The sequence below is a fragment of the Pseudomonas sp. NPDC078700 genome (assembly GCF_044542375.1).
GTDB lineage: Bacteria > Pseudomonadota > Gammaproteobacteria > Pseudomonadales > Pseudomonadaceae > Aquipseudomonas.
Genome location: NZ_JBITUI010000001.1, coordinates 45,262 through 71,926, shown reverse-complemented (window position 1 = coordinate 71,926; position 26,665 = coordinate 45,262). Strand labels below are relative to the sequence as shown.

Annotated in this window: 23 protein-coding genes; 10 read left to right on the top strand and 13 right to left on the bottom strand. The window is 54.7% G+C overall.

Annotated elements, in window-relative coordinates:
- Nucleotides 1-134 precede the first annotated feature (134 nt).
- The 5 genes from ACIGCM_RS00330 to ACIGCM_RS00310 all read left to right on the top strand — a co-directional run bounded on the left by ACIGCM_RS00330 (nt 135) and on the right by ACIGCM_RS00310 (nt 5,242).
- Nucleotides 135-1,571: a PLP-dependent aminotransferase family protein gene (locus tag ACIGCM_RS00330; protein ID WP_397500069.1), complete on the top strand. Its 1,437-nt coding sequence runs from the start codon at nt 135-137 to the stop codon at nt 1,569-1,571.
- 82 nt (nt 1,572-1,653) lie between these two features.
- Nucleotides 1,654-3,372 (top strand): von Willebrand factor type A domain-containing protein, encoded by a 1,719-nt coding sequence (locus ACIGCM_RS00325; RefSeq protein WP_397500068.1) that lies wholly within the window; start codon nt 1,654-1,656, stop codon nt 3,370-3,372.
- A 2-nt stretch (nt 3,373-3,374) separates the two neighbouring features.
- The gene (locus ACIGCM_RS00320; protein WP_397500067.1) at nt 3,375-3,953 is read left to right on the top strand and encodes an RNA polymerase sigma factor; all 579 of its coding nucleotides are present in this window, start codon (nt 3,375-3,377) and stop codon (nt 3,951-3,953) included.
- Entirely contained in the window at nt 3,950-4,555 is a 606-nt protein-coding gene (locus ACIGCM_RS00315; RefSeq protein WP_397500066.1) for a hypothetical protein, read from the top strand. The genes ACIGCM_RS00320 and ACIGCM_RS00315 overlap by 4 nt, the downstream gene beginning before the upstream one ends.
- Before the next feature lie 93 nt (nt 4,556-4,648).
- Nucleotides 4,649-5,242, top strand: coding sequence for a hypothetical protein (locus ACIGCM_RS00310; protein WP_397500065.1), 594 nt, complete (start codon nt 4,649-4,651; stop codon nt 5,240-5,242).
- A 59-nt stretch (nt 5,243-5,301) separates the two neighbouring features.
- On the opposite strand, the gene ACIGCM_RS00305 is transcribed toward ACIGCM_RS00310, so the two are convergent.
- The 8 genes from ACIGCM_RS00305 to ACIGCM_RS00270 form a co-directional block, all read right to left on the bottom strand.
- Entirely contained in the window at nt 5,302-7,128 is a 1,827-nt protein-coding gene (locus ACIGCM_RS00305) for a long-chain-acyl-CoA synthetase (protein WP_397500064.1), read from the bottom strand.
- A 125-nt stretch (nt 7,129-7,253) separates the two neighbouring features.
- Nucleotides 7,254-8,078, bottom strand: a complete 825-nt coding sequence (locus ACIGCM_RS00300; RefSeq protein WP_397500063.1) for an SDR family oxidoreductase — start codon at nt 8,076-8,078, stop codon at nt 7,254-7,256.
- A gap of 14 nt (nt 8,079-8,092) precedes the next feature.
- Nucleotides 8,093-10,096, bottom strand: coding sequence for an acetyl/propionyl/methylcrotonyl-CoA carboxylase subunit alpha (locus ACIGCM_RS00295; protein WP_397500062.1), 2,004 nt, complete (start codon nt 10,094-10,096; stop codon nt 8,093-8,095).
- A 32-nt stretch (nt 10,097-10,128) separates the two neighbouring features.
- Nucleotides 10,129-10,926 (bottom strand): enoyl-CoA hydratase/isomerase family protein, encoded by a 798-nt coding sequence (locus ACIGCM_RS00290; RefSeq protein ID WP_397500061.1) that lies wholly within the window; start codon nt 10,924-10,926, stop codon nt 10,129-10,131.
- Between the two features lie 44 nt (nt 10,927-10,970).
- Entirely contained in the window at nt 10,971-12,131 is a 1,161-nt protein-coding gene (gene atuD / locus ACIGCM_RS00285) for a citronellyl-CoA dehydrogenase (RefSeq protein WP_397500060.1), read from the bottom strand.
- A gap of 45 nt (nt 12,132-12,176) precedes the next feature.
- Entirely contained in the window at nt 12,177-13,793 is a 1,617-nt protein-coding gene (atuC, locus tag ACIGCM_RS00280; protein ID WP_397500059.1) for a geranyl-CoA carboxylase subunit beta, read from the bottom strand.
- Nucleotides 13,794-13,796: 3 nt separating this feature from the next.
- Nucleotides 13,797-14,669, bottom strand: a complete 873-nt coding sequence (locus tag ACIGCM_RS00275) for an SDR family oxidoreductase (RefSeq protein ID WP_397500058.1) — start codon at nt 14,667-14,669, stop codon at nt 13,797-13,799.
- A gap of 48 nt (nt 14,670-14,717) precedes the next feature.
- The gene (locus ACIGCM_RS00270) at nt 14,718-16,502 is read right to left on the bottom strand and encodes an acyclic terpene utilization AtuA family protein (protein WP_397500057.1); all 1,785 of its coding nucleotides are present in this window, start codon (nt 16,500-16,502) and stop codon (nt 14,718-14,720) included.
- A gap of 226 nt (nt 16,503-16,728) precedes the next feature.
- Here ACIGCM_RS00270 and ACIGCM_RS00265 point away from each other — a divergent pair, with 226 nt between their 5' ends.
- Nucleotides 16,729-17,349, top strand: coding sequence for a TetR/AcrR family transcriptional regulator (locus tag ACIGCM_RS00265; protein ID WP_397500056.1), 621 nt, complete (start codon nt 16,729-16,731; stop codon nt 17,347-17,349).
- A gap of 150 nt (nt 17,350-17,499) precedes the next feature.
- Nucleotides 17,500-18,327 (top strand): substrate-binding periplasmic protein, encoded by an 828-nt coding sequence (locus ACIGCM_RS00260; RefSeq protein ID WP_397500055.1) that lies wholly within the window; start codon nt 17,500-17,502, stop codon nt 18,325-18,327.
- Between the two features lie 16 nt (nt 18,328-18,343).
- Here ACIGCM_RS00260 and ACIGCM_RS00255 read toward each other — a convergent pair whose 3' ends face one another.
- From ACIGCM_RS00255 to ACIGCM_RS00240, 4 genes are all read right to left on the bottom strand, one after another.
- Entirely contained in the window at nt 18,344-18,511 is a 168-nt protein-coding gene (locus ACIGCM_RS00255; protein WP_010488787.1) for a DUF2897 family protein, read from the bottom strand.
- Between the two features lie 174 nt (nt 18,512-18,685).
- Nucleotides 18,686-19,444 carry an ethanolamine ammonia-lyase subunit EutC gene (gene eutC / locus ACIGCM_RS00250; RefSeq protein WP_397500054.1) on the bottom strand — a complete coding sequence of 253 codons (759 nt, stop codon included), beginning with the start codon at nt 19,442-19,444 and terminating at the stop codon, nt 18,686-18,688.
- An 11-nt stretch (nt 19,445-19,455) separates the two neighbouring features.
- Nucleotides 19,456-20,850: an ethanolamine ammonia-lyase subunit EutB gene (locus ACIGCM_RS00245; RefSeq protein WP_397500053.1), complete on the bottom strand. Its 1,395-nt coding sequence runs from the start codon at nt 20,848-20,850 to the stop codon at nt 19,456-19,458.
- A 754-nt stretch (nt 20,851-21,604) separates the two neighbouring features.
- Complete coding sequence (locus tag ACIGCM_RS00240) at nt 21,605-22,951, bottom strand: class II 3-deoxy-7-phosphoheptulonate synthase (RefSeq protein ID WP_397500052.1); 1,347 nt, start codon at nt 22,949-22,951, stop codon at nt 21,605-21,607.
- A gap of 295 nt (nt 22,952-23,246) precedes the next feature.
- Here ACIGCM_RS00240 and ACIGCM_RS00235 point away from each other — a divergent pair, with 295 nt between their 5' ends.
- From ACIGCM_RS00235 to ACIGCM_RS00225, 3 genes are all read left to right on the top strand, one after another.
- Nucleotides 23,247-23,588 carry a hypothetical protein gene (locus ACIGCM_RS00235; RefSeq protein WP_397500051.1) on the top strand — a complete coding sequence of 114 codons (342 nt, stop codon included), beginning with the start codon at nt 23,247-23,249 and terminating at the stop codon, nt 23,586-23,588.
- A 155-nt stretch (nt 23,589-23,743) separates the two neighbouring features.
- On the top strand, nt 23,744-24,175 hold the full coding sequence (locus tag ACIGCM_RS00230) for a disulfide bond formation protein B (protein ID WP_397500050.1): 432 nt from the start codon (nt 23,744-23,746) through the stop codon (nt 24,173-24,175).
- Nucleotides 24,172-24,816 carry a DsbA family protein gene (locus tag ACIGCM_RS00225; RefSeq protein WP_397500049.1) on the top strand — a complete coding sequence of 215 codons (645 nt, stop codon included), beginning with the start codon at nt 24,172-24,174 and terminating at the stop codon, nt 24,814-24,816. Before ACIGCM_RS00230 ends, ACIGCM_RS00225 begins: the two co-directional genes overlap by 4 nt.
- A 43-nt stretch (nt 24,817-24,859) precedes the next feature.
- Here the strand turns inward: ACIGCM_RS00225 and ACIGCM_RS00220 are convergent, their stop codons facing one another.
- Complete coding sequence (locus tag ACIGCM_RS00220; RefSeq protein ID WP_397500048.1) at nt 24,860-26,656, bottom strand: amidohydrolase family protein; 1,797 nt, start codon at nt 26,654-26,656, stop codon at nt 24,860-24,862.
- Nucleotides 26,657-26,665 lie beyond the last annotated feature (9 nt).

Genomic DNA, 26,665 nt, shown 5'->3' with positions numbered 1-26,665 from the left:
GTTTGTGCAATTTCTTTATAGCGTCGACAGCGCTGGCGAAATTCAACTGTATCGTCCACTATAAAATAATCTGTACCGGTGCAATTTGCATGGTGCAGGTTACTGTAACGGTTCAGTAAAACGAGAATGTGCATATGACCAATCTGTTGCTCTATCAACGTATCGCCCAGCAATTAGCTGAGGATATTCGTCGGGGTGTTTATCAGCCTGGGGAGCGCGTGCCATCGGTGCGCAAGATGAGCACGCAGCTCAGTGTCAGTCATGCCACTGTGTTGCAGGCCTATGCCAATCTCGAAGATCAAGGGCTTATCCGGGCACGCCCACAGTCAGGTTATTACGTCCACCAAACCCCGGCTCTGACTGCGCCCACGCCCGACGTGGCAAGGGTTGAACGGCCAAGCCTGGTTACACGCAGCAGCATTATTAATCAGGTATTGGATGAGTCTCGTCGTGAAGGGGTGTTTCCGCTAGGCGCGGCGGTTCCAAACATCGAATATCTCCCTGCCCGGGCGTTACATCAACAGTTAGCCAAGGTCACCCGTTTCCAGAGTGCACGGGCCTTCAATTACATGTTCAGCCCTGGTTATGAGCCATTGCGTCGACAAGTTGCTATCCGCATGCGTGACGCAGGCGTGGTGGTTGATCCGTCGGAGGTCGTCATCACTCATGGCTGCGTGGATGCGCTGCAAATGTCGTTACGTGTGCTGACCAAGCCGGGTGATCTTATTGCGACTGAGTCACCGACTTACTACGGCCTGCTGCAACTGGCTGATTTGCTCGGTTTAAAAGTGATTGAAATCCCCAGTGATCCAACCACCGGCATGAGTCTTGAGGCGCTGCAATTGGCTGCCAGCCAGTGGCCCATCAAAGCGATGGTGCTGACGCCACGCTTGAGCAATCCACTGGGCGGCACCATTCCTGAGGACCGCCAGAAGCAGTTGCTCAGGCTCGCCGAGAACTTTGATATTCAGATTATCGAGGACGATATCTACGGTGAGTTGATGTTCGAGCAAGGGCCGACCAAGGCGTTGAAGTCCAACGACCGGGAAGGGCGCGTGGTCTATTGTTCAAGCTTCTCGAAAACCCTGTCTCCTGGTGTGCGAATCGGTTGGATTATCGCGGGCAAATATCAGGATGAAATTCAGCGCTTGCAGACCTTTTCGACCCACTCGGCTTGTAGCGTCACGCAGATGACAGTGGCGGCTTACCTTGAGAACGGAGGCTATGACCGGCACCTGCGTTATATCCGGCAGGAGTACCGCAAAAATCTCAGCGCCTTCCAGTTGGCGGTGCAGCAGCATTTCCCTGAAGGCACCCAAATGACGCGACCCAAGGGCGGCTTTATCTTGTGGGTCAGCCTGCCTGCGCGGGTGAACACCAAAGACCTACACACCCGGGCGCTGCAACAAGGCATTAGCATTGCCCCGGGGCTGATCTTCAGCAATACCGAGCAGTTTAACCATTGCGTGCGGATTAACTGTGGTGTGCCTTGGAACCGTGAAGCCGAACGGGCAGTGATGACCTTGGGGTTGCTCGCTACGCAACTGTGCCAAGAGGTTCAGCCCGCGTAAATAAACCGCTGGCGGTTAACCCCGCTGATTAATGTGCTGCGTCTACTTGGATGAAGGAAATTTAATCCAAGGAGACGCCGCCATGCTCGCCCCAGTCCGTTGCCCCAAGTCGTTGGTTTACGCCTTCACGGGTTCTCTGCTAATTGCCTTGAGTGCATGCAGTGAATCTACTAAACACGCCTTACCCCGCCCGAAGCCGCTTGCTGAAGTACAGGTCAAGCAGGCTTCCGCTCCGGCACTGCGCAAGCAGATCAACAATGAGCCTATGCGGATAGCAGAGTACGCCGCTACCCCGGCGAGCCAGCCCTATGTATTACCGGCCCCAGTCGAGGGCCAGGCTTATGCGACTGAAGACCGTGAGCAGTATCAACACTACCCGGCCAATCCGGTCTTCGCAGTGGCGCAGACGCCGGTGTCGACCTTTAGTATCGATGTCGATACTGGCGGCTACGCAAATGTGAGGCGACTGCTTAACCAAGGCCAGTTGCCGCAAGCCGATGCTGTGCGCTTGGAAGAAATGGTGAATTACTTCCCATATGCATACCCGGATTCGAATGACGATGCCCCCTTTGCCATCAGCGCTGAGGTGGCGCAAACGCCATGGAATCCGCATAGCTTGCTGTTGCGAGTGGCGATCAAGGCCGAGGATCGTTCGGTTGCTGAACTGGCGCCTGCGAACTTGGTGTTCTTGGTTGATGTGTCTGGCTCCATGGACCGACGTGAAGGCTTACCCCTGGTGCAAAGCACGCTGAAACTGCTGGTTGAGCAGTTGCGACCTCAAGATCATGTTTCGCTGGTTGTCTATGCCGGCAACTCAAGTGTTGTGCTTGAACCGACCGCTGGAAGCGATAAAGCCACTATTCGGGCGGCCATAGATCGGCTCCAGGCTGGAGGTTCAACGGCGGGTGAGTCAGGCATCGAACTGGCGTATCAGCAAGCGCAGAAGGGGTTTATCAAGCAGGGCATCAACCGAATTTTGTTGGCCACTGACGGTGACTTCAATGTCGGGATCAGTGACTTCGATGCCCTTAAACGCCTGGCTGCAAGCAAGCGTAAAACCGGTATATCCTTGACAACCCTGGGTTTTGGAACTGGCAATTACAACGAGCGCTTGATGGAGCAGCTGGCTGATGCAGGTGATGGAAACTATGCCTATATCGACAACCTGCGTGAGGCGCGCAAGGTATTGGTTGATCAGCTGGGCTCAACCTTGGCGGTAGTTGCCAAAGATGTAAAACTCCAAGTGGAGTTCAACCCCGCACAAATCAGCGAGTATCGCTTGCTGGGTTACGAAAACCGCGCCCTTCAACGCGAAGATTTTAACAACGACAAAGTGGATGCTGGCGAGGTTGGTGCAGGCCATAGCGTGACGGCATTGTATGAAGTTGTTCCGCTAGGGCAGCCGGGTTGGTTAGAGCCTTTGCGCTACCAACCGGTAACAGCGCATTCAGCTAAACGACCGGCCAGCGATGAACTCGCCATGCTACGCCTGCGCTATAAGGCACCGGAGCAAGACACTAGTCGCTTAGTGGAAATGCCAATTTCCAAGCCTCCCCAGGTCCCGGCTATAGGTAAAGCCTCTGAAGATTTGCGCTTTGCTGGCGCTGTCGCCGCCTTTGCTCAACAGCTGCAAGGTGGCCAGTACACCCGGCAATTCACGTTCAAAGACACTGAAGCGCTGGCGCGCGGTGCCAAAGGTGATGATCGCTTTGGTTTGCGCGCGGAGTTTATACAACTGGTGGAATTAGCCCGGAGCCTGCAAACTTCAGCTCCCGACCTGATCACTAATCGAGTTGACTGAGCGTGAAAGCAGCTGTTTCAGAATCCAAGGAAGTCGATGACGCCAGCTTGCTGCGGCGTTATCGACAAGGTAATGCCGAGGCATTTGCGCAGCTTTATCAGCGCCATCGCCTCGGTTTGTTTCGCTTTCTGTGCGGTTTATGCGGTGACTCAACGCTGGCCGAGGAAATCTTTCAGGACACTTGGTTAAGTATCGTGCGCAGTCAATCGGTACAGCGCGAGGCGGTTTTATTTAAAACCTGGCTGTACCAGATAGCCCGTAACCGCCTGATTGATTATTGGCGCAAACACGGCAAGCGTGATGCTTTACTTGATGAGTACGAAGAGCAACTGCATGCTCAGGCGGATTCGCAGCCCGGCCCTGAACAGCAGATCGATTTAAGTCAGGATCAGCGGCGTCTGCAATTGGCGCTGGATGACTTGCCAGCCGAGCAACGCGAGGTATTTTTGCTGCGCGCTCAAGGTGATCTGCAATTGCACGAAATAGCTGAACTAACGCACACACCGGCTGAAACAGTGAAAAGTCGCTTACGCTACGCGATGCAAAAGCTACGTCGGTTGCTGGAAGAGGTGTCTGTATGAATACGCCACGTGACGACTCACAAGTGCTTGAGCATTATCGTCAGCATCAACGACAAGAGCCTTCAGCCGCACTGGATGCAAGCATTTTGGCGGCTGCCAATGCCCAGGCACATAAGGTCAAACCTGCGACTGTATGGATGCGTCTGCACAGCTGGCTTTTTGCCGGAGGCCAGGGGCGTTGGTCGGTCGCGCTCGGCAGTTTTGTAGTTGTTGGTCTTGCTGTTGGCCTGGTATTTAACGGTTATCAGCAACAACCAGCAGCCCCGGCCATGGAGCGATACGCTGCCCCAGCCCCAGCTCTCAAAAGTGCACCACAAGCTGACAGCGTGCCATTGCAGCGCAAAGCTTTACAGGCCAATGAGGCCGCAGATGAGGCGATGGCTGCATCCCCCCCTGGATCACAGGCCAAGTTGAGCTCATCCACTGCAGTTGATACCGATGATCTGAAAGCCCAGTTGCAGCGGCTCATTGAATTGCGTAGAGACGGCCTCACGCAGCAAGCTGAGGCTCTGTACAAGGCTTTACAGGTGCAATACCCAAGTGTGGATGTCGAACAAGAGTTGCAACAACTGCACGAGCAGGATAAATCGCCTTTGCGATAAACTGAGCCTGCCGGCTCAAGGATGATGCAGGGTGTGCGGAAGCTGTTTTGACTGCACGGGTTTAATTTATCGTGTAGACCAGCCATGAATGTGATGCGTTTTTTAGTTGTATCCCTAGTGCTTGCTGCTTTGACTGCGTGCGGCCCTGATAATGAGCCCGCGAAAACGTCTGCCAGCAAAGATACTTCGGCAGTTAAGCAAGATAAGGCTAAAGAGCAGACCGCTTCCCCTTTGCCCGCCGGCAAAGCAGATGCACAGAAAACTACGGCCGCAACTGGGGCAAAAACTAAGCCGGGCAGTCGCGCCGAAGCACCGGAGGACGCTGTAAAATTAGATCTGAATTTAAAGCTCAAGCCTGTGCCCAAGCTTGAGACTGACTTTGAGCCTGAAATTGAAACCGAACCGGCTGTTCAACAGCCGGTTAAAAAAACTGTCGCGGCCAAGCCTGTGGCCGAAGTGCCAAAGCTCAAGCTTGATTTGAGTCTGCCAAAGGATTTGGTCAAGGAACTCAATGAGGCGGATACCAATGAGTACAGCGCTGATCAAGCTTTACCGCCCATGTTTGCCCCCAAAGATGCGGAGCCAAAACCCTTTGAGTTGAGTGGCAAGCTGCTGATGGATGAGTCGAGCACCAGCTCACACGATTCCATCGACGGAGCGCAGCTGCAGTTCAAATTTAAGCAGTAACCGCCGACAAGCTGCGCGCCGTCGGGCAGGGCGGCGATCCGAGGCTCATGAGTCGTTACTTAGAATCGGTAGTGCTCGCCGGCGATCGCCAGATACACCTCAGCGGTCAAAGGTGTGAACTCACCGCTGCCGGGCAAGCGAACATACAGGGCATCTTTGACGCGTTCAGGGTTATAGCCGCTGCTCTTGAGGTCGGCCTTCTTGTACTTGAAGGTTCCTGTCGTCTCAACATGATCGAGCAAGCGAATAAATACTGGTGCCGCGTAGTGGGGTAGCTGGCTATCGAGGTAGCTGGCAAGTGCAGCGCCATCAAAATTCGACTCAGGATGAAGCCGCAGTGCTGCCATTCCGCAGCGGCCATTGGTGCCGGCAATTTCCACACCGTAGACCACGGCATCTTCAATACAAGGATAAGTGCTGAGCGAGCTTTCAACTTCGGTGGTTGAAACGTTTTCACCTTTCCAGCGGAAGGTGTCGCCAAGGCGGTCGACAAACTGTGCATGCTTGCAGCCTATGTTACGCATCAGGTCGCCGCTGTTAAACCAAGCATCGCCCTTCTTGAAGACATTACGCAAAATGACTTTTTCACTCTTGCCCGGGTCGGTGTAGCCGTCAAAGGGCCATTTCTCACTGATTTCACTGATTAACAGGCCCGGTACATTTTTCTTGGCCTTTTGCATAAATCCTTTGGCATTGCGAATAACCCTGTCATTTTCCAAGTCGTACTTAACGATGGCGAATGTAGCCGGTGAGAAACCCACTGTATTGTTGAAGTTAAATACGTTGGTGAAACCGATGTTGCCCTCACTGGAGGCGTAGAATTCGGTAATTTGCTCAATCCCGAAACGGTCTTTAAAGGTCTGCCAAATAGCCGGTCGCAAACCATTGCCAATCATGCAGCGCAAGCTGTTGTTCTGTTCTTCCGGGCACACGGGTTGATTAAGCAGATAGCGGCACAATTCGCCGATATAGCCAAAGCAGGTTGCTTGGTAGCGCTGCACGTCTGGCCAGAAGGCGCTGGTTGAGAATCGACGACGCAGCGCAATCGCTGCACCACCAGCAATAGCCGCGCCCCAGCAAACAGTAACCGCATTGTTGTGGTAACAGGGAAGGGTCAGGTACAGCACATCATGACTATTGAGGGTCAGGCCAGAGTGGCCAAAACCACCGTAGGCTTTTATCCACTTGCCGTGACTCAATATCGAGGCTTTGGGCATGCCTGTTGTGCCAGAGGTATAGATAAAAAAGCACGGGTCTTTCATCTTCACCTGATAGCTTTCTGCGGGGTTGGTGTTGGGCCGGCCATGGGCCTGTTGGAGTAAATTGACCCAGTCGCCAGGGGCTGTTCCAGTGTCGTGCAGGCAGTCTTGGTCTGCGATCCAATAGCGGGTAATGGGTGACTGCTCCAGCAGCGGCGTGGCGTCATCAAGGCTGGCGACCAGCTCTTCACCAATGACCATAAAACTGGGTTTAACCAGATTGATGCTATGGGCCAACACCTTCGTGCGTTGAGTGGTATTGATCAGTGCAGAAATTGCACCCAGCTTGCTCAGTGCGGCGAGAATTGCCAGTAGCTCGATCCTATTATCCAGCATCACCGCAACGACCGTTCCCGCGTGCACGCCATCGGCTTTAAAGGCGCCAGCGATGCGGTTAGCCCAAGCATTTAGCTCGCCATAGGTAAGCGTACGTTGTTCGTCAATCAGGGCTGGGCGTTGTGGGTATTTATCAACTGTGCGCTGCAGTGCCCATGCAAGTGAGAGGTTTTTCTCGCGATTGCCTATGCGTGTGTAGTAAAGCCCTAAAAGCCTGCGCGGCAGAGCAGGCAGTTGTTTGGGCAGGACACTAAGAAAATCTAATGGGGAGATTAAGTCTGGATTGCTCATTAGGCTCGCACGCTTGAGATGGCTGGGCAGATGGCCACTCTATGTGCGGCCAATCCATCCCGACTATGGCCCTGTGGCGGAGTAGTCGGGCAGATCGGCAAATCCCAAGGGTTGATCTGGCGCGGTTAATCAAGAAACAGGTCGCCGATCAATGAACCGCCTTGTGGGTCAAATCGATAGTGTTCGAACTCGGTTTGGCCTTGCTCGCACAAAATCTCTTCGTCGATCAACAAGCGCCCGCTGATGCTGCAATTATCGCTGCGGATGATTGCACAAGCGGCGTCAGCCATGATCAATGGTGTGCGCGCTCGTTTGAACACATCACGGCTGCCTAATTCGAATTCTATGGCGGCAGTAGCGATCATGGTTTGTGGCCACAATGAGTTAACGCTGATCGCGTATTTTTTGAACTCTTCACTCATGCCCAACGTCAGCATACTCATGCCGTATTTGGTCACAGTGTAGGGCCCGTGCTGGGCAAACCACTTGCGGTCCAGGTTGAGCGGCGGTGACAAATTGAGGATGTGACCGTTAGCACTTTTTTTCAGATAGGGCAGTGCGGCCTGGCTGCACACCATCACTGCGCGGGTGTTGATCTGGTACATCAAGTCGAAACGCTTGGGTGGCAGGTGCTCCACGCCGAGCAGTTTTATCGCTCCGGCGTTATTGATCAGCGCATCTATGCCGCCAAAGTGCCCAGCGGCTTGCTCCATTGCTTGCTTGACTGCGATTTCATCACGCACATCAACTTGTAACGCCAAGGCTTGACCACCAGCGGCCAGCACTTCTTCCGCGACGCTATGAATGGTGCCCGGTAGTTTGGCGTGGGGTTCTGCGCTTTTGGCCGCAATCACCACATTAGCGCCCTCACTGGCTGCGCGCAGGGCGATTTCGCGACCAATCCCCCGACTCGCACCCGTAATAAATAAGGTTTTACCTGATAGGGACATCGATGTTCTCCGGTTTAGCGTGCTCGTACGTCGTCATTGTGCGCTTGAATTTCGACCAGCAATTGACGGCTTTTGACTTGTTCGCCCTGATTCACCTGTACGCGACTGACCACGCCATCGATGCTGGCTTTTAGCGGATGCTCCATTTTCATGGCTTCAAGTACCACCAGTAATTGGCCTTTGATGACAGGGGCTCCTTGTTCAACCAAGACCTCAACGACCGCACCGTCCATGGGGGCCTTGACTGAGCCATTACCTGCTGCTTCCGTGCCGCTTATGGCTTTGTGTGTCGCATCCTGGATCACTGATGCACCTGAGTGGCCGAACAGATGCAACGTTCCTTGCTCCAGCTGATAGGGCACTCGCTGACGCACGCCGTCGATCTCGACAGTGCAGTTGCTACCGTCGGCGCTGAGCAGGTGCAATTCGAAACTTTGCTCAGCCAGGTTGATGCGCAGTTTGGGGTGCTCGCCCGCGTGCAGAACATTAAGTGTGAGCGAAACGTTGCTTTCAGCCTGTTCGAGAACGTATTTCAGGTCTGAGCGGGCAGAGTTGCTCCACCCGCTGAGTCCAGAGTGATGGGCATGCTCCACGGCTGATGCTTGATAAAACAGGGCTGCCGCCAGTACGAGTTCTTGATTGGGCAATCCAGCAGCTGTAAGGCTGGGATCATCACTGAAATGTTCGCCGATGAATGCTGTTGTGGCATTGCCTGCGCAGAACTGTGGGTGCCTGAGCAGATTGGCGAGAAAGCGTTGGTTGGCTTTGACACCCAGCAATACGCAATCTTCCACTGCACGGGCAAGCTTGCGTCGTGCTTCATCCCGGGTCGCGCCATAGGCGATAATTTTCGCCAGCATAGGGTCGTAGAATGCACTGATTGGCTGACCTTGAACCAAACCATGATCAATGCGAATGCCATCAAGCACAGCAGGCTGCCAACGCAATACTGTGCCGGTTTGCGGCAGGAAGCCATTGGCGGGGTCTTCTGCATACAAGCGCACCTCCATGGCATGCCCGCTGAGGCGTATTTGCTCCTGCTTGAGCGGTAAGGGCTCGCCTTGGGCGACGCTGATTTGCCATGCAACCAAGTCCTGCCCGGTGACCAGTTCGGTAACTGGGTGCTCCACTTGCAGGCGGGTGTTCATTTCCAAAAAGTAGAATTCACCGCTTGGGTCGAGCAGAAACTCGACTGTCCCGGCACCCACATAATTAACCGAAGCGGCAGCTTTAACAGCGGCTTGGCCCATGGCTTGGCGCAGCGATTCGGTCATGACCGGGCAGGGCGCTTCTTCAACGACTTTCTGGTGACGCCGCTGCACCGAGCAATCGCGTTCGCCGAGATAAACGATAGTGCCTTGCTGGTCGCCAAACACTTGAATCTCGACATGGCGTGGTTGAGTGAGTGCACGCTCCAAAATCAATTCGCTGGAACCAAAGGCGTTGAAGGCTTCAGATCGCGCAGTGTTTAACTGCTCAGCCAGGTCGGCATGAGCCTGAACCAAGCGCATACCCCGACCGCCGCCGCCAGCGCTGGCTTTGATCATCAGTGGATAGCCGATGCGCTGCGCGTGCTCATGCAGGGTTGCGTCATCCTGATCCGCGCCCTCGTAGCCAGGAATGCAGGGTACACCTGCTTCAAGCATGGCGATTTTTGACAGGCGCTTGCTGCCCATCAGGTGAATGGCTTCAATGCTTGGGCCGATAAAGGTAATGTCCGCAGCTTCACAGGCGCGGGCAAAGTCGGCATTTTCTGAAAGAAAGCCGTAACCTGGATGGATCGCATCGGCGCCAGTTTTTTTCGCGGCGGCGATGAGGGTGTCAATCTTTAAGTACGACTGATTGACGGGTGAAGGGCCAATGCACACCGCCTCATCTGCCATCTTTACGTGCCGCGCCTGGGCATCCGCCTCGCTGAATACCGCGACCGTGCGGTAACCAAGGGCTTGAGCCGTGCGCATGACCCGGCAGGCAATTTCGCCACGGTTTGCGATGAGAATTTTGTCGAATGCGGGCATGGCGGATACTCCTTGCGGGTCTCTGAGGAGGCTCATAAAGCCCAGCTTGGTGTGCGCTTTTGTACAAACGCCAGAGTGCCTTCAATGCCTTCTGGGCCAACTACCGCATCTGCAAACGTCTGTGCGGCTTCATCTAATAACTCGCCAAGTGGTTGCAGTTCAGTGTTCAACAACAAGGCTTTGGTTGCTGCATTTGCTTGAGGTGCACAGCGTTTTATTTGAGCTAAAGCCTCGCTGAGACGGATATCTAAGGCTTCAGTGTTGGCTTCACTGAAATGCACCACGCCCAAGCGTGCAGCTTCCTGGCCGTCGAAGCGTGCGGCAGTTAGTGCAAGGCGTCGCGCTTGGGTTAAACCTATGCGTTTTGCCACAAAGGGGGCAATTTGCGCAGGCAAAATACCCAGTGTGGTTTCCGGCAAGCCGAATTTGGCGTCGTCAGCGGCTATGGCGATATCGGAGATACAGGCCAAACCAAAACCGCCACCCAACACCGCCCCTTCAAGCACCACAATCACCACGTGAGGCAACTGCTGCGCGTGTTCAAGCATGTGGCCGAATGCGCGGTTCAAATCACGATAGGCGTCTTTACCCTTGGCACGTGCGTTGGCCATATCCTTGATGTCGCCACCTGCACAGAAATGGCCACCAGCACCGCGCAAAACAATGGCCCGAATATCTGGTTGCTCGCTAAGCTGGTTGAACACTTGGGTCAATTCCTCGACCATGTTCAAGCTCATGGCGTTACGCGACTCCGGACGGTTCAAGGTCACCGTCAGCACGTCGTGCTGGAGCGCTACAAGCAGGGTTTTAAAGTTGGGTACTTGCATCATCATCTCTCTGACTGAGGCGGCGGTTTAAATCGAACCGGCGTGCTTCATGCTTTCTTTTTGCCGGGCAGAATGCCCATCAGTTTGCAGATGATGCCAAGCATGATTTCATCGGCACCGCCGCCAATTGAAACCAGGCGCACATCACGGTAGGCCCGTGACACTGGGTTGTCCCACATAAAGCCCATTCCGCCCCAGTATTGCAGGCAGCTATCGCTGACTTCGCGGCCCAAACGGCCAGCCTTGAGTTTGGCCATCGAGGCCAGTTTGGTCACATCTTTGCCAGCGACATACATCTCGGTCGCTTGATAGACCAGTGCGCGCAGGGCTTCGATTTCGCAAGCGAGTTCAGCCATGCGGAAATGAATCACCTGGTTGTCGATCAACGCATTGCCGAAGGTTTTGCGCTCCTTGCAGTATTCAATCGTGGCTTCGACACAATGCTCCAGGCCTTTGATCATATTGGCTGCGCCAAATAGACGTTCTTCCTGAAACTGCAGCATCTGCATCATAAAACCAGCGCCTTCCTGGCCTATACGGTTGCGTTGTGGCACACGTACATTGTCAAAGAACACCTGGGCTGTTTCTGAGCTGCGCATGCCCAGTTTGTCCAAGTGCGGGCTGAGGGTGATGCCAGGTGTGTTCATTGGCACCATGATCAGCGACTTATTGACGTGGGGCTTGGCGTCTGAGGTATTGGCCAGTAAACAGATGAAGTCGGCGCTCGGTGAGTTGGTGATCCACATCTTGCTGCCGTCGATGATGTAATCGTCGCCGTCTTTGCGCGCTGTGGTTTTCAGGCCTGCTACGTCTGATCCGGCCCCCACTTCGGAGACCCCGATGCAGCCGACCATTTCGCCGCTGATGGCCGGGCGCAGAAATTCATCGCGCAGTTCATCGGAGCCGAAGCGGGCAAGGGCAGGGGTGCACATATCGGTTTGCACACCAAGGGACATGGGTACACCACCGCAGTGAATGGTGCCGAACTCTTCTGCCGCAACAATGGAATAGCTGTAATCGAGGCCCATACCGCCGAATTTTTCGGGCTTGGAGATACCCAGTAAGCCTAGATCGCCGGCTTTTTTAAACACTTCGTGGATGGGAAAGCGCCCGTCCTTTTCCCACTGATCGACATAGGGGTTGATCTCTTTATCAACGAAATGTTTAACCGTGCGGCGCAGCTCTTGGTGTTCTTGAGTGAAGATCATCTTGTTATTCTCCAGAGCAAAGTGGGCTTGAGTCGGCTCGGCAGGCTAGAAACGCGCCACGCCAAAACTATTGGTTTTAAGAGGGCGAATGGCCGCTTCCGCGCAAATATCGAGTAGATAACCCAGTAATTTGCGGGTATCGCGTGGGTCGATCAGGCCGTCATCCCAGAGGCTCGCCGTGCCGTAAAGCGCAGTCGATTGGCTGTCGAGTTTTTGCGCGGTGACCTGTTCAAGCATGTCGAGCATTTTGGGGTCGGCTTCTTTGCCTTCTTTTTCATGTTTGGCTTGGGTCACGATACGCAGCACCTTGCCCGCTTGGGCACCGCCCATGACTGCAGTTTTGCTATTGGGCCAGGCGAAGATAAAGCGCGGATCAAGGCCGCGCCCGCACATTGCATAGTTGCCTGCGCCGTATGAACCTCCCACCACAATGGTCAGTTTGGCCACTGTCGCATTGGCCACTGCTTGAATCATTTTCGAGCCGTGTTTAATGACCCCAAGCTGCTCTGATTCAGTGCCGACCATAAAACCCGTGGTGTTATGCAAGAACAGAATCGGCGTGTTGCTTTGCTCGCACAGCTGGATGAACTGTGCGGCTTTGGCCGCACCTTGCGGGGTGATGGGGCCGTTGTTGCCAATCAGCCCGCAACGCTGCCCTTCAATGCTCAGGTGGCCACACACCGTTTGCTGGTCATATTCATTTTTGAAACTTAGAAATGCCGAACCATCGGCGATGCGTGCAATGATTTCACGCACGTCATAGGGCTTTTTCGGATCAGCCGGTACAACCCCAAGTAGCTCTTCAGCGTCATACAGCGGCTGGCGATAGCTTTGCGCCGGGCGCTCAGGCAATTGCGCACTCCATGGCAGAATGCTGACAATCTCGCGGGCCGTGCGAATTGCATCAGCGTCGTTCTCCGCAAGGTACTCAGCCGTGCCAGCGGTTTGTGCATGCATTTCAGCACCGCCCAATTCTTCATCGGTTGCCACTTCGCCTGTGGCCGCTTTCAGCAGTGGGGGGCCCGCAAGGAACATCTTGGCTTTACCTCGCACCACCACCACATAGTCGGAAAGGCCTGGCTGATAGGCACCGCCTGCGGTGCTTGAACCATGCACCACGGTGATTTGCGGCAAGCCCATGGCTGACATTCGCGCTTGATTGGCAAAGCCGCGTGCGCCTTCAATAAAAATATCGGCGGCATAGTTGAGGTTGGCACCGCCACTTTCGGTGAGGGCAACAACGGGCAATTTGTTCTCAACCGCGATTTGCTGCAAACGCAGGGTTTTTTTCAGGCCGGTTGGTGAGATGGTGCCGCCTTTGATTGCACTGTTGCTCGCACTGATCAGGCAACGCACACCGGCGATATAGCCGATACCCGAGATGATCCCGCCACCTGCTTGGGTGCCGTCTTTGTCATCATGGAGTTTGTAGCCCGCCAGTGAAGAAAGTTCAAGAAACGGTGCGCCCGGGTCGAGCAGCAGGCTCAAACGTTCACGGGGCAGCAGTTGGCCTCGCTTGTCGAATTTAGCTTTGGCCTCTGCAGCTTTATCAAGCACCTTTTGTTCGGCGTCACGAAAGCTGGCAATGGCTTGGAGCATCGCTTCACGGTTCCAAGCAAACTCGCTGCTGTGCACATCAATCTCGGATTGAATCACCGGCATTGGTTATTCTCCTTTGAGCACATCGGGCAGGTAAGCGCGGTGGAACCCGTTGAACGGCTGGTTTGAGTCAGCCTTGGCTTTGCTGAGCGGGAAGGCGCGGGTGCCCTGACTGGATGCGCCGTCTATCCTGATTGTGGTGCCGCTGATAAAGGCGGCACCGGGGCTGAGCAGAAATACAATGGCGGCAGAAACTTCTGATTCAGTGCCGATACGTTTCAACGGCACATGCTCACGTAGCACTGGAATGATTGCCTTGAAGGCTCCTTCATAGGTGTCCATGCCGCTGGACGCGATCCAGCCGGGCGCGACCGCATTGACTCTCACGCCTGCACAACCCCACTCAACGGCAGCCGTTTTGGTGAAGTTTTCCATCCCGGCACGGGCTGCGCCTGAATGGCCCATGCCGGGCATGCCGCCCCACATATCGGCCAGCATATTGACGATGCTGCCGCCGGTATTTTTCATTGACTGATTGAACACTTCGCGAGCGACTAAAAAGCCACCCACTAAATTGGTTTTGACCACGGCTTCAAAGCCCTTCAGGGTAATTGAAGCCAGGGGCGCAGGGTATTGTCCACCAGCGTTATTGACCAAATGGTGAATGTGCCCGCGCTCAGCAATCACCCGTTCGACCATGGCTTTGACCGACGCTTCCTCACGAATATCACAGCTGTAATAACTGACGCTGCCGTTGTCTTGACTGATTTCGGTTGCGGTTTTTTCGAGTTTTTCAAGGGTGCGACCCACCAGCACAACGTGGGCACCGAGTGCTGCTAGTTCGTGAGCGGTGCAGCGACCAATACCGCTGCCGCCGCCGGTGACCATGATGGTTTGGCTGGCAAACAGGCCAGGCTGAAAAATCGAGTTATAGCTCATTGTTATTCTCGTCTTGTAAAGGAAGCACTGAGACGCGCCTTAATTCGCTCACTCGGCGGTGCTCGCAATTGCATTGGGCACTGGCACCGGAAACTCCAGCAGTTGTTGGGCGAACGCTTTGCCTTGGGGGTCAATGCGCAGGCTGGCAATGCCGCCGCCACCCAAGGCGTTTTCAAGCAGGAAGTTCAAACTATGGGTGCCGGGCAGATACCAACGGCTGACCTTGCTCTGTTGTGGCTCAAGTACATGTGCCATCCATTCGGCCACCGCCTGCTCGGTCAAAGCAGCCGCGATCCACGCCATGTACTCGGGCTTTCTGGCCATAACCCCAATATTGCTGTGATTACCCTTGTCACCAGAGCGCGCAACCGCAAGCTTCACCAACGGGACTGTGGTTTGTGCAGCCGTGCTTGGCGTCGGCGGATCAATCGCCGCAAACTGCAATTGGCTGTTTGCAGGTGCGGGGAGGGCAACGCTGCTGCGTTGGCCCTCCATCTCGACGTCAAGCTCACAGGCGGATTTATCGACCAGAAAGGAGAACAGCCGGATAACCGGGTAAACGGTTGGCCGGCCGCCGACAATGCCGGTTAGGCCTGGTGCCATACCCGTCGCAGCCTGGGCAATCTCACGTGAGAACAGCACCAGGGCTTCTTTCTTGGCGTGACGCACAGCGAGCTTTATCACGACTTCACGGGTATCGCTGCGTTGCCCATGTGGGCCGTAGGTCGTTTCGCTGCCGAGAAGCTCAATATTGACCTCGCGGTACTTGCCCCAGCCGCGCTCGGCGAATATTTCTTCGGTCTTGGCGATGATTGCTTGGCTGACCCGTTGGGCTTTTTTAACGGCATCGATTCCGCTGATCAAACAACTGGCGGTACAGCGATAACCATCAGGGTAGGTGGCGCTGACTTTGTAACTGTCGGTGGGCGGCAAACCTGTTGCACCGCTGACAGCAACAGCGTTGGGTGAAGATTGCTGCAAGCTGACTTGGCTGAAGTCGCAGATCACATCTGGCAGTAAATAGGCGTGGGGATTGCCAATTTCGTAAAGCATTTGCTCGCCGACGGTCAGCGGACTGACCAGCCCCCCAGTGCCTTGCGGCTTGCTCACGATAAAGCTTGAATCAGCGCTGACCTCTACCACCGGAAAGCCGATGTGCTCGTAGTCAGGGACATCCTGCCAATCGGTGAAGTTGCCGCCCGTGCACTGTGCGCCGCACTCAATGATGTGTCCGGCAAGCGCCGCCTGGGCGAGTTTGTCGTAGTCACTCCACGACCAACCGAATTCATGCACCAAAGCACCACTGACGACTGCACTGTCGACAACACGGCCGGTAATTACAATATCTGCGCCGAGTTCGAGTGCTCTGGTAATGGCCGGTGCGCCCAGGTAGGCATTTACCGATACGCACAGAGGCGGCATGGCTGCACCGGTAAACATTTCAACAGTGCCTGTCTTTGCCAGTTCCGAGGCTTTGCTTTGTAAGTTGTCACCTTGCACCACGGCGATTTTTAAACTGACCCCGGCTTTTTCACAGGCAATTGCCAAGGCGGCTGCGCAGGCCTGAGGGTTAACCCCTCCCGCATTGCTGATAACCCGGATGTTCTGGCTGGCGATGGTACTCAGGAGCGGGGCCAAGGTCTCGACGAAGTCAGTGGCATAGCCCGCATCAGGGTTCTTCATTTTCGCCCCAGCCATGATCGACATGGTGATTTCGGCGAGGTAATCAAACACCAGATAATCAAGCGGTGTGCCGTTGACCAGCTGGTCTGCAGCAGTCGAAGTATCGCCCCAAAATGCAGAGGCGCAGCCGATGCGTACGGTTTTGGTCATTAGAGTAGGCCCGCAACATGCTGAAAATGTGCTGCCAACACTACCAAGCAAGCGCTTGGTTGAAAAGCCCTTGGTTCTATTTTTCTAGGCGAAAGTAGTGCCAAGCGCTTGCTTGGTTTACTCTGTGGCCATTGATCTTAGTTAATGCCTTCAGGTACTTGCCGAGTACTTTTGATTAAAGTTGTACCTGGGCAAGTGGCAGGCAGATATTTCAAGGAGTACCGGTTTGGATGATTTGAAGGCCCAGGCAGTCATGCAGGATCTGGTCGCCAGAGGTTTGGTGACAGACCCCGAAAGCGCCCGGGGCAAATTACTGCAGATGGCGGCGCACTTGTTTCGCAGCAAAGGCTACGAGCGCACCACGGTACGTGATCTGGCCAGCGCGATTGGAATTCAGTCGGGCAGTATCTTTCATCACTTTAAAAGCAAAGATGAAATCCTGCGCTCGGTAATGGAGGAGACGGTTCGCTATAACACCGCATTGATGCAGGCCTCGCTAAGTGAAGCAAGCACGCTGCGTGAGCGGGTTCTGGCCCTGATCCGCTGTGAGTTGCAGTCGATCATGGGCGGTACTGGCGAAGCCATGGCGGTGTTGGTTTATGAATGGCGATCGTTATCTGACGAGGGCCGAGACCATATTTTGGCCTTGCGTGAGACCTATGAGCAGATCTGGCTGGAGGTTTTGTCGCAAGCCAAAGATGAGGGCTACTTTAAAGCCGATCCATTTATTATCCGCCGCTTTCTCACAGGTGCGCTGAGCTGGACCACGACCTGGTTTCGCTCTGAAGGACCAATGGGGCTTGATCAGTTGGCTGAAGAGGCCTTATCACTGGTGTTGAAGGACTGACAGGAAAAAGTGACGAGAAAGGACGAAGAGTATCTAAAACGCGCCATTTTTGGCTAAACGGTCAGGTTGGTGATTTTTTAACCTTAACGACTCAGGTAGAGTTCGGGTTAGTGGCTATTTGCCAATATGGATGTTCAGGTAGACTAGCCTATGTTTAAGTCCTTACTTTTAACTGTGTTGATGGTCTGCTCTTGTCCCTTGTTGGCAGCGCAGCTCGTTAATGTCGGTGGTGTGTACTTCCCTCCCTATGTATTTGGCGCGAATGAAGTGTCCAGCCGTGGCTTAATGCCCGAGCTGATCAGTGCATTGAATCGTCAGCAGTCTGAGTTTCACTTTGAAATCGTCCCGACCTCTTTGCAGCGCCGTTACGCTGACTTAAACAATGGGCGGGTCGATATCAATTTGTTTGAGAATCCTGGCTGGGGCTGGCAGGAGGTTCCTCATCAAACGGTTGATATGGGGCTTGAAGATGCCGAGGTGTTCGTCGCGCGCACCGCGAAAAGCAGAACACAGTCGTATTTCGACAAGATTCTGGGTAAGCGCTTGGCCTTGTATAACGGTTACCACTATGCGATCGCAGGCTTCAATACTGACCCGGATTATCTCGCTCAAAAGCATAATGCGATTGTCGGTTATTCCCTTGACGGTAACATCCTGATGGTGACGCACAGACGGGTCGACATTGCCTTGGTCACGCGCTCGTATCTGAAGGTTTTCTTCAAGAAATACCCAGCGTATGCGGACAATTTGTTAGTGTCGCGGCGTGTCGATCAAATTTATAAGCACCACGCGATTTTGCGGCCCGACGCGCCGATCAGTGCACTGCAGTTTCATCGGTTGCTTGAAGCCTTGCGTCAGTCAGGGCAGCTGGAAAAGATTTTTGCGCCCTATGACATCAAGGTGGAGTCTGAGGTGCACCTAGGAAAAGCAGCCGCACAGACTGCTCAAGAACAACCTACTCAGAGCCAAGCTGAGTAGGTCGAAATGCACAAACTCAAGAGTCCTGCGCGTCCTTGGCGTCCTGCTCAATATTGCGTTTGTGGATGCGCTTAAGTTGCTCATCGGTCAGGTTGAGCGGTTTTGCAGTGTCTCGCAGCATCATCAAGCCGCCAACGATCGAACCTAAAACAACGATAATCAGTAACCAGATATACCAAGGCATGCTCGGCTCCCAAGCAGGGGGTGAACACTTAGCTTACTCTGGGATTTGCAGGCTGTCATTCGGTGTAGCAGTCTCATGCTCAAGCCGGTATTAGGTTCTGTACGAAAGTGCCTGACCTTCGCTCAACGACTTTTCGTACAGAGCCTAGAGCGGTTGCATGGCTGAGGTTAATGTTCAGATTTTCAGCAGGTTGCTGTCATCCTTCAACGCAACCCCTGAAAGTTGCAGTCGCAGCGACTCACGGACCAGGTAGTTGAGTTTTATGGCTGCCTGAGTGTACGGAAGGCCTTGTGGACGTACATTTGAGATGCAGTTGCGTTGACTGTCCATGCTGCCGAGTTTGGGTTGGAAAGTCAGGTATACCCCCAAACTGTCGGGTGAGCTAAGACCGGGACGCTCACCAATCATCACAACAACCATGCGGGCGCGCAGTGCGACTGCAATACCGTCGCCGATTGCCACTCGACCTTGCTCGGCAAGCACCACAGGGGTGTTGGCCCAGTCGGTATCGAACTGCTCGCGGAACGCCAGCAGTAGCGGTAGTGCATGGCGTTGCGCCGCGATCGACGAGAGACCGTCTGCGATGACTATTGCCAGTTCAGGCGCGGCCAGTTCATGTTCGAGATAAAGCCGGCTGTCATTATGTAAATGGCGTCCGTAATCCGGGCGTAGCAGATAGGTTTGCCGGTCTTCAGCATTGCTGTGAGCTTGCAGGGTACGAAAGCTCTCGGCTCTCAATTGGTGCTTGAGATCATTGAAATCCAAGGGTCGATGTACCGCATCACGGGCTTGTGCATGGGCCAATCCAAACTTGAGCACTTCATGGGTTGGCAGGCTTGAGCCCACGCGACCGAGGGCAATGCGCGCTGAGGTGTGGGCGCGTAGTTCATCCCAAGGATTATCTTGAATCAGTGAGAGGTCATTGTCCGTCATCAGCTATGCCCTTACGCCGCGCCAGAGATAGATGGCAGTTGTTGCAGCAGGTGGTGGCCGCGACCAATATCGCGCAGTCTGCCGCTGGTGTCGGTTATGGCCATACGTGCCAGCCACGCATCGAACTCAGGTGCACGCTGCAAACCCATCACGCTGCGCAAGTAGAGCGCGTCGTGAAATGAAGTGCTTTGGTAATTGAGCATGATGTCATCGGCCCCAGGAATGCCCATGATGAAGTTAATCCCGGCAGCGCCGAACAACGTCAGCAGGGTGTCCATGTCGTCCTGGTCGGCTTCGGCGTGATTGGTGTAGCAGACATCACAGCCCATCGGCAGGCCGAGCAATTTACCGCAGAAATGGTCCTCCAGCCCCGCGCGAATAATCTGTTTGCCGTCATACAGATACTCGGGTCCGATAAACCCGACCACGGTATTGACCAGCAATGGTTTGAATTCGCGGGCGACCGCATAAGCCCGTGCTTCACAGGTCTGCTGATCAACATGGTGATGACCACCGGCAGACAAGGCGCTGCCTTGGCCTGTTTCGAAGTACATCAGGTTGTCGCCGACAGTACCGCGTTTGAGTGACTGCGCGGCCTCATGGGCTTCACGTAGCAAGCTGAGGCTGACACCGAAACTGCTGTTGGTTTTCTCTGTGCCGGCAATCGACTGGAACACCAGGTCGATGGGGGCACCGGCTTCTATCGCTTGGATTTGGGTGGTGATGTGGGTCAGCACGCAACTCTGCATGGGTATATCGAAGTGTTGGCGAATTTCATCCATCATTTGCCACAGGCGCATCAGCGTCGACAGCGAGTCGCTGGCCGGATTTATCCCAACCGTCGCATCGCCGGAACCATAGAGCAGGCCGTCGAGCATACTGGCGGCGATACCGCGAACATCATCGGTGGGGTGATTGGGCTGCAAGCGTACGGATAAGTGGCCGGGCAGGCCGATGGTATTGCGAAATGCGCTGACCACGCGGCATTTTTTAGCCACCAGAATCAGGTCTTGGTTGCGCATGAGCTTACTCACGGCGGCCGCCATTTCCGGCGTTATGCCTGGTGACACGGCGGCAAGTACGCTGCTGTCTGTACTGTCGAGTAGCAACCAGTCCCGCAGATCCCCCACGGTCAGGTGGCTGATGGGGGCAAATGCGCTTTTGTCATGATGATCAATGATCAGTCGGGTGACTTCATCGGCTTCATAGGGAATCAATGCTTCATTGAGAAATTGTTTTAGCGGGACATCGGCCAGAGCCATTTTTGCTGCCATGCGCTCTTCGTAGGTAGCAGCTGCAAGCCCTGCTAGATAGTCACCCGAGCGCGCCGGGCTGGCTTTGGCGAGCAAGGTTTTGAGGTCTTCAAAGCGATAGTGCAGGGCACCTATTGAAGTTTGATATGGCAAGTGATGCACTCCAAGGTTGTGCCGGTCATCCATTTTTGCGCGAATACAGCATACTCGCCACCGCGGATTGCGTCTGCCAACGCTTTGACGAAGCAAGGCATTGCTAGATGTTGACATTGCAGAGGGCGTGCCAGCGTCTGCAATAGGTGTCCAAGCGAATCAATTGAGCGCTAATCGACGTATGAACAAGCCTAATGAAAGGCAGTCTTGAGCCATGCTGGTGCATTTTCTTTGTCGATGCACAGTTCTGGCTGGGTGATGTGACAGCCAGAACTGGCGGGCAGTGGCCACCACCGTGGTTGCCGAAAAGCACGCAACTATTCTAGGCCGCAACGGTGGATGAAAAATACGGGAGCGGTGCGTGTTGATGTGGCAATGGTGGCCTTTGTAGGGTGCGTCAACGCGAAGCTTGGCCACCGTGGTTGCCGAAAAGCACGCAACTATTGGAGGCCGCAATGGTGGATGAAAAATACGGGAGCGGCGCGTGTTCATGCGGCAATGGTGGTCTTTGTAGGGTGCGTCAACGCGAAGCTTGGCCACCGTGGTTGCCGAAAAGCGCGCAACTATTGGAGGCCGCAATGGTGGGTGAAAAAGGCGTCACCCACCCTACGGGAGCGGTGCGTGTTGATATGTCAATGGTGGCCTTTGTAGGGTGTGTCAACGCGAAGCTTGGCCACCGTGGTTGCCGAAAAGCACGCAACTATTGGAGGCCGCAACGGTGGATGAAAAAGGCATCATCCACCGTTTGGCGTGCTTAGCGGCGAACCTGCTTCAGGGTTTCAGCAATCAAAAACGCCAATTCCAGCGACTGATCTGCATTCATCCGTGGATCGCAATGGGTGTGGTAGCGATCAGACAAACCATCTTCTGTGATCGGCCGTGAGCCGCCGATGCATTCGGTGACATTTTGCCCGGTCATCTCAATGTGTATACCGCCAGCGTAAGTGCCCTCAGCCTGATGCACTGCAAAAAACTGCTTTACCTCAGCAAGAATTTGCGCAAAGTCACGCGTCTTGTAGCCGCTTGACGCTTTGATGGTGTTGCCGTGCATGGGGTCTGAACTCCAGAGCACGTTGCGACCTTCACGCTGCACGGTTTGAATCAGACGCGGCAGACCGGCTTCGACTTTGTCAGCCCCCATGCGCACGATCAGGTTGAGGCGACCTGGATCATTTTCAGGGTTGAGGATGTCAATCAAGCGGATCAGGTCTTCACTGTCCATGCTTGGACCAACCTTCACTCCGATTGGGTTTTCCACGCCGCGCAGGAACTCAACATGAGCACCGTCGAGTTGGCGGGTGCGATCACCAATCCAGAGCATATGCGCTGAGCAGTCGTAGAATCGCCCGGTGAGGCTGTCTTTGCGCACAAAGGCTTGCTCGTAACCGAGCAATAACGCCTCATGGGCGGTGAAGAAACTGGTCTCACGCACTTGCGCCGAAGCATCCATGCCGCAAGCGCGCATAAAGGCCAGGGTTTCGTCAATTCGGTCGGCGAGGGCGCTGTACTTCTCAGCCAAGTCTGAATTGGCAATAAAGTCGAGGTTCCACTGATGCACCTGATGCAGGTCGGCAAAACCGCCTTGGGCAAACGCGCGCAATAAATTCAACGAAGCCGTTGATTGGTGGTAAGCCTGTAGCAGGCGCTCCGGGTCAGGTACGCGGCTTGCTGTGTCAAAGCCGATGCCGTTGACGATATCACCGCGGTAGGCCGGCAGGGTGGTTCCATCAATGGTTTCGTCGTTGGCTGAGCGCGGCTTGGCAAACTGGCCAGCCATGCGTCCAACTTTGACCACTGGGCAACCGGCAGCAAAGGTCATGACAATGGCCATCTGCAGTAACACCTTGAAGGTGTCGCGAATTTTACCGGCGCTGAACTCGGCAAAACTCTCTGCGCAGTCGCCGCCTTGCAGTAAAAATGCACGGCCTTGGGTCACTTCTGCAAACTGACGACGCAACTCTCGGGCTTCGCCTGCAAATACCAGCGGCGGATAACCGGCTAGGGTTTGCTCGACTTTTGCCAAGTGGGCTGCGTCTGGGTATTGCGGCTGTTGCTGGATCGGACGTGCTCTCCAGCTTTCGGGACTCCAAGGTTGCGACATCGCGGTTCTCAATTCCATAAGTTAAGCAGGGGTGCATGTTAACCGATTGGCTGAGCGCTTGAAAAAAATCGCTGCGATAGACCGCGTATATCGATTATTAACGCCCGTATTAGCTTGAGCCGTTTATTAGCAGCGCAGGGATGGTAGTGCGCTTTGTAGCAATCGGTAATCAATTGCTGCGCTGGGCTGGCTGCAAATTCTTGCTCAGGATTCCAAGGCTGTGCTCGAATGCAATCCCCTTAACTGCACAGTGCTCGCTGCGCGACGGTCGCTTTGCTTGCATGGAATACCTTGAATGCCTCGCCGCACTTTCTCACTGAAAATGCTTCGCGCATTGAGCCTGACTTTTTTAATGGTCTGGCTTTGGCAGACCAGCGCGTTGCTGACCGGTATTGATGCGCCGACAGCTGAAGCCGCTTCAGGTTTAGGAACTTCAACCTCCTGCGTGCTGTGCACAGCTGATAATCAATCGTCCTCTACCGCAGATCACGCCCACGAACCGCCTTCATTGGTCGCGCCCTATGCGCTACCAATCCGCTCGCGCGCACCTGTACCAAATGACAGTGCAGTGAGCGCGGGCCCCATTGGATTTATTGAGCCGATTGAGCGTCCTCCTAGAAGCCTATTGCTGATTTGATCCATGGCCGCATTGCGGCTCCAGCTATCTGCAATTTGGAATCATTTTATGCAATTGCTTGCTCGTGACAGGGCGACGGTGCTGCTTGCACAGTCGCAACCTGTACATACGCATTTCCGTTACCTCCCGCGCACTGCAAAACCAGGGTGGCAACCATGACCGCCACTCGCACAATCAGCTCTTGGCACCTATTGCTTGGCGCATGGGCACTGGCGTTGGCCGCAACCCTGGGTGCGCTGTTTATCGGTGAGGTTATGGGGCAAACACCCTGCAATCTGTGCTGGTTTCAGCGGGTCTTTATGTTTCCGCTGGTGATCATTCTGGGTGTTGCCTGTTATCGCTCAGATACCGCCGTGTGGCGCTATGCATTGCCTGTTGCAACGCTTGGATGGCTCGTCGCGCTTTATCACAGCTTGGTGTATTTCGGCGTTTTTGGCGACAGCATCCAGCCCTGTGGTGCGGGTGGCTCTTGCAGCGGTAGCAATATGACGATTTTAGGCGGCATTGCCCTGCCAGCACTGTCGCTGATCGTATTCAGCCTGATCTGTACCCTTGTTCTTATTCTTTCCCGGAGATCTACTCAATGAGCAGACGAATGACTGTGCTGGTGATCGCCAGCGTGCTGGTAATTGCTTTCGCCGCTGCAGCAATATGGTTTAAGTCGGCGCAATCGCCTGAACAAACCACTGCCTCGCCGCCGACCGCCAGTTCACTGGTGCGCTTTCACTCACCGGTGATAGGCGCTGCCAATGCCCCTGTGACCATCGTCGAGTTTTTTGATCCTTCATGTGAGGCGTGCCGAGCCTTCTTCCCGCTGGTAAAAAAACTGTTGGCTGACAACCCCAATGATGTGCGCTTGGTCTTGCGTTACGTGCTGTTCCACGAAGGCTCGGAAACTGCCGCACGCATCCTTGAAACCGCACGCAAGCAGGGTCTTTATGCCGAGGTGTTGGAGGCGGTAATGGCGTCACAGCCGCAATGGCATGACGACCCACAAGTCACCATGGCTTGGGCTGCTGCTGAACAGGCTGGTTTGGATGTAAGCAAAGCCAAGGCAGAAATGATGAGCGCGGAAATAACCTCGACCCTGGAAAAGGACGCAGCCGATGCAAAAGCAGTGGGCATCAGGCAGACGCCGACTTTTTTTGTGAATGGCAGATCGCTGCCGAGCTTCGGCTCTCAGCAGCTGATTAATCTGGTCGAGTCTGAGGTCGAGCAAGCCAAGTAAGTGCAGTGGCCAGCGGTCTCTCCGCTGGCTGATGTGCCGATGATTAAGCCATGGCTGGATCAAGGCCCGTCGACTGTGAACTTCGCTGGCGTTCGAGCACGTCCTGACTTTCAAGAAACTGGCCAAAACCTTGCTGCTTGCCAAGTTCATCAGGGAACTCAAGGCCGCGTTGATAGGCAATGCGGCCGTTGATCAGCGTGTAATCGACGGCATCATCATTACGTTTGACTACCCGTTGCAAGCCCAGCACCTCCATGGGCGCTTCGCAAATGGCGTCCAGCTCAGCGCTCAGGCCCTCAGGGTTGACGATAACCACGTCAGCGCGATCCCCTACGCGAATATAGCCCGCATCGATACCGATAAAATCGGCCAGCTCACCACTGACCCGGTGGACTGCACGTCCGGTATCCATAAAGGCGTTGCCTGCCTGTTCGGCATCACGCACGTACTTGAGCAGGCGCAACGGAAAATTGTACTGAGCGATAGAGCGCAAGTGCGCCCCGGAGTCAGCAAAACCGGGTTGAGTCCAATCGCAGGCGAGCAGCTTGTGCATGACCTCTGGACGATGGTTGCCGTAGCAGGTTTGCCACTTGAGTTGATCCCGGTACTGGCTGGCGATGTCGAAGTAGGCATCAACGGCATCAACACCCCGTTCGCGACCCAGTTGCTCGAAGTTTTTGCCGATCATCGAGGCATCAGGGCAATCCGTGACCCAGCAATCCGAGAAGTCGCGGTGCCACAAGCCGATGGTAAAGATAGCTTTGACGTGCTTCTTAAACAGCGCACGGAATTCGGGATCATTGACCTTGGCATAGATCTCATCAGGCTCCTTGAGGTTGCGCAGTATCTCACCCGCGCCGAACTCCTCGAATGCGTTCACATTGAGGCCTTCCAAGCTCAAGATGAAGGGCGCGGGAAGGGTTTGCCAGCGAAAGTTGGCGCGCAACACTTTATTCGCCAACCACCCCGAGAAGCGTGTGAAACGGTGCAGCATGGGTTGCGACTTGAGGTCCAGCGCAGTCAGCATTGTGCTTTTCAAGGGACGACGAAACCAGCCATGGGCTTGCCACAGAAAGGCGAACACATTGATCTTGGTGACTGCATCAGGCGCGCCTTGCATCACCGCGTTACGCCGACGCAGGATGGCGAACAAGCGAGAGAACTCATGCCAGTTGGCGAACGTGGATGGCAGCGGGCTTGACCATGCGCGGTCACCGTCCATTTTATCGAGACGAGTGGTCATCACTGAAAGGCCGAGGCAACCCGCATCCAATGCTTCCTCAAGCAACTGTTCCATACGTTGTAGTTCGGCTTCGCTGGGCTTGATCTTGCTGGTGGCGCGCTCCAGCCCCATCACCGCTACACGCAGCTCTGAGTGGCCGAGAAATGAGCACAGGTTTGGGCCCAGTGGCTGCTGGTTGTAAAAACTGCGGTAGCCGGCCGCGTCACGCCAGGTTTTCTTTTCTTGCAGAATGGGCAGCACGTATTCACGCGGAACGGCTTCAACCCGGGTAAACAGATCTGAGCAATCTTCGGCATCGGCCAGCACCATGCTGATTGAGCAGGAGCCAACGGTAACGGTTGTCACGCCGTGGCGAACGGATTCTTTTAGCGCCGGTGCGGCAATGACTTCAGCGTCGTAATGCGAGTGAATTTCGATAAAACCAGGCGTGATCCATTTGCCTTTCGCGTCGATGACATGTGTGCAACCGCGTTCATCCAATGGGCTGAGGCTGATGGCATCGATGCGGCTATTACGGATGCCTACGTGGCGAGGTTGTCCGGGCTGGTTGCTGCCGTCGAAGTACAGGCCGTTTTTTATAATTATGTCGTAGTTCATAAGACGCTC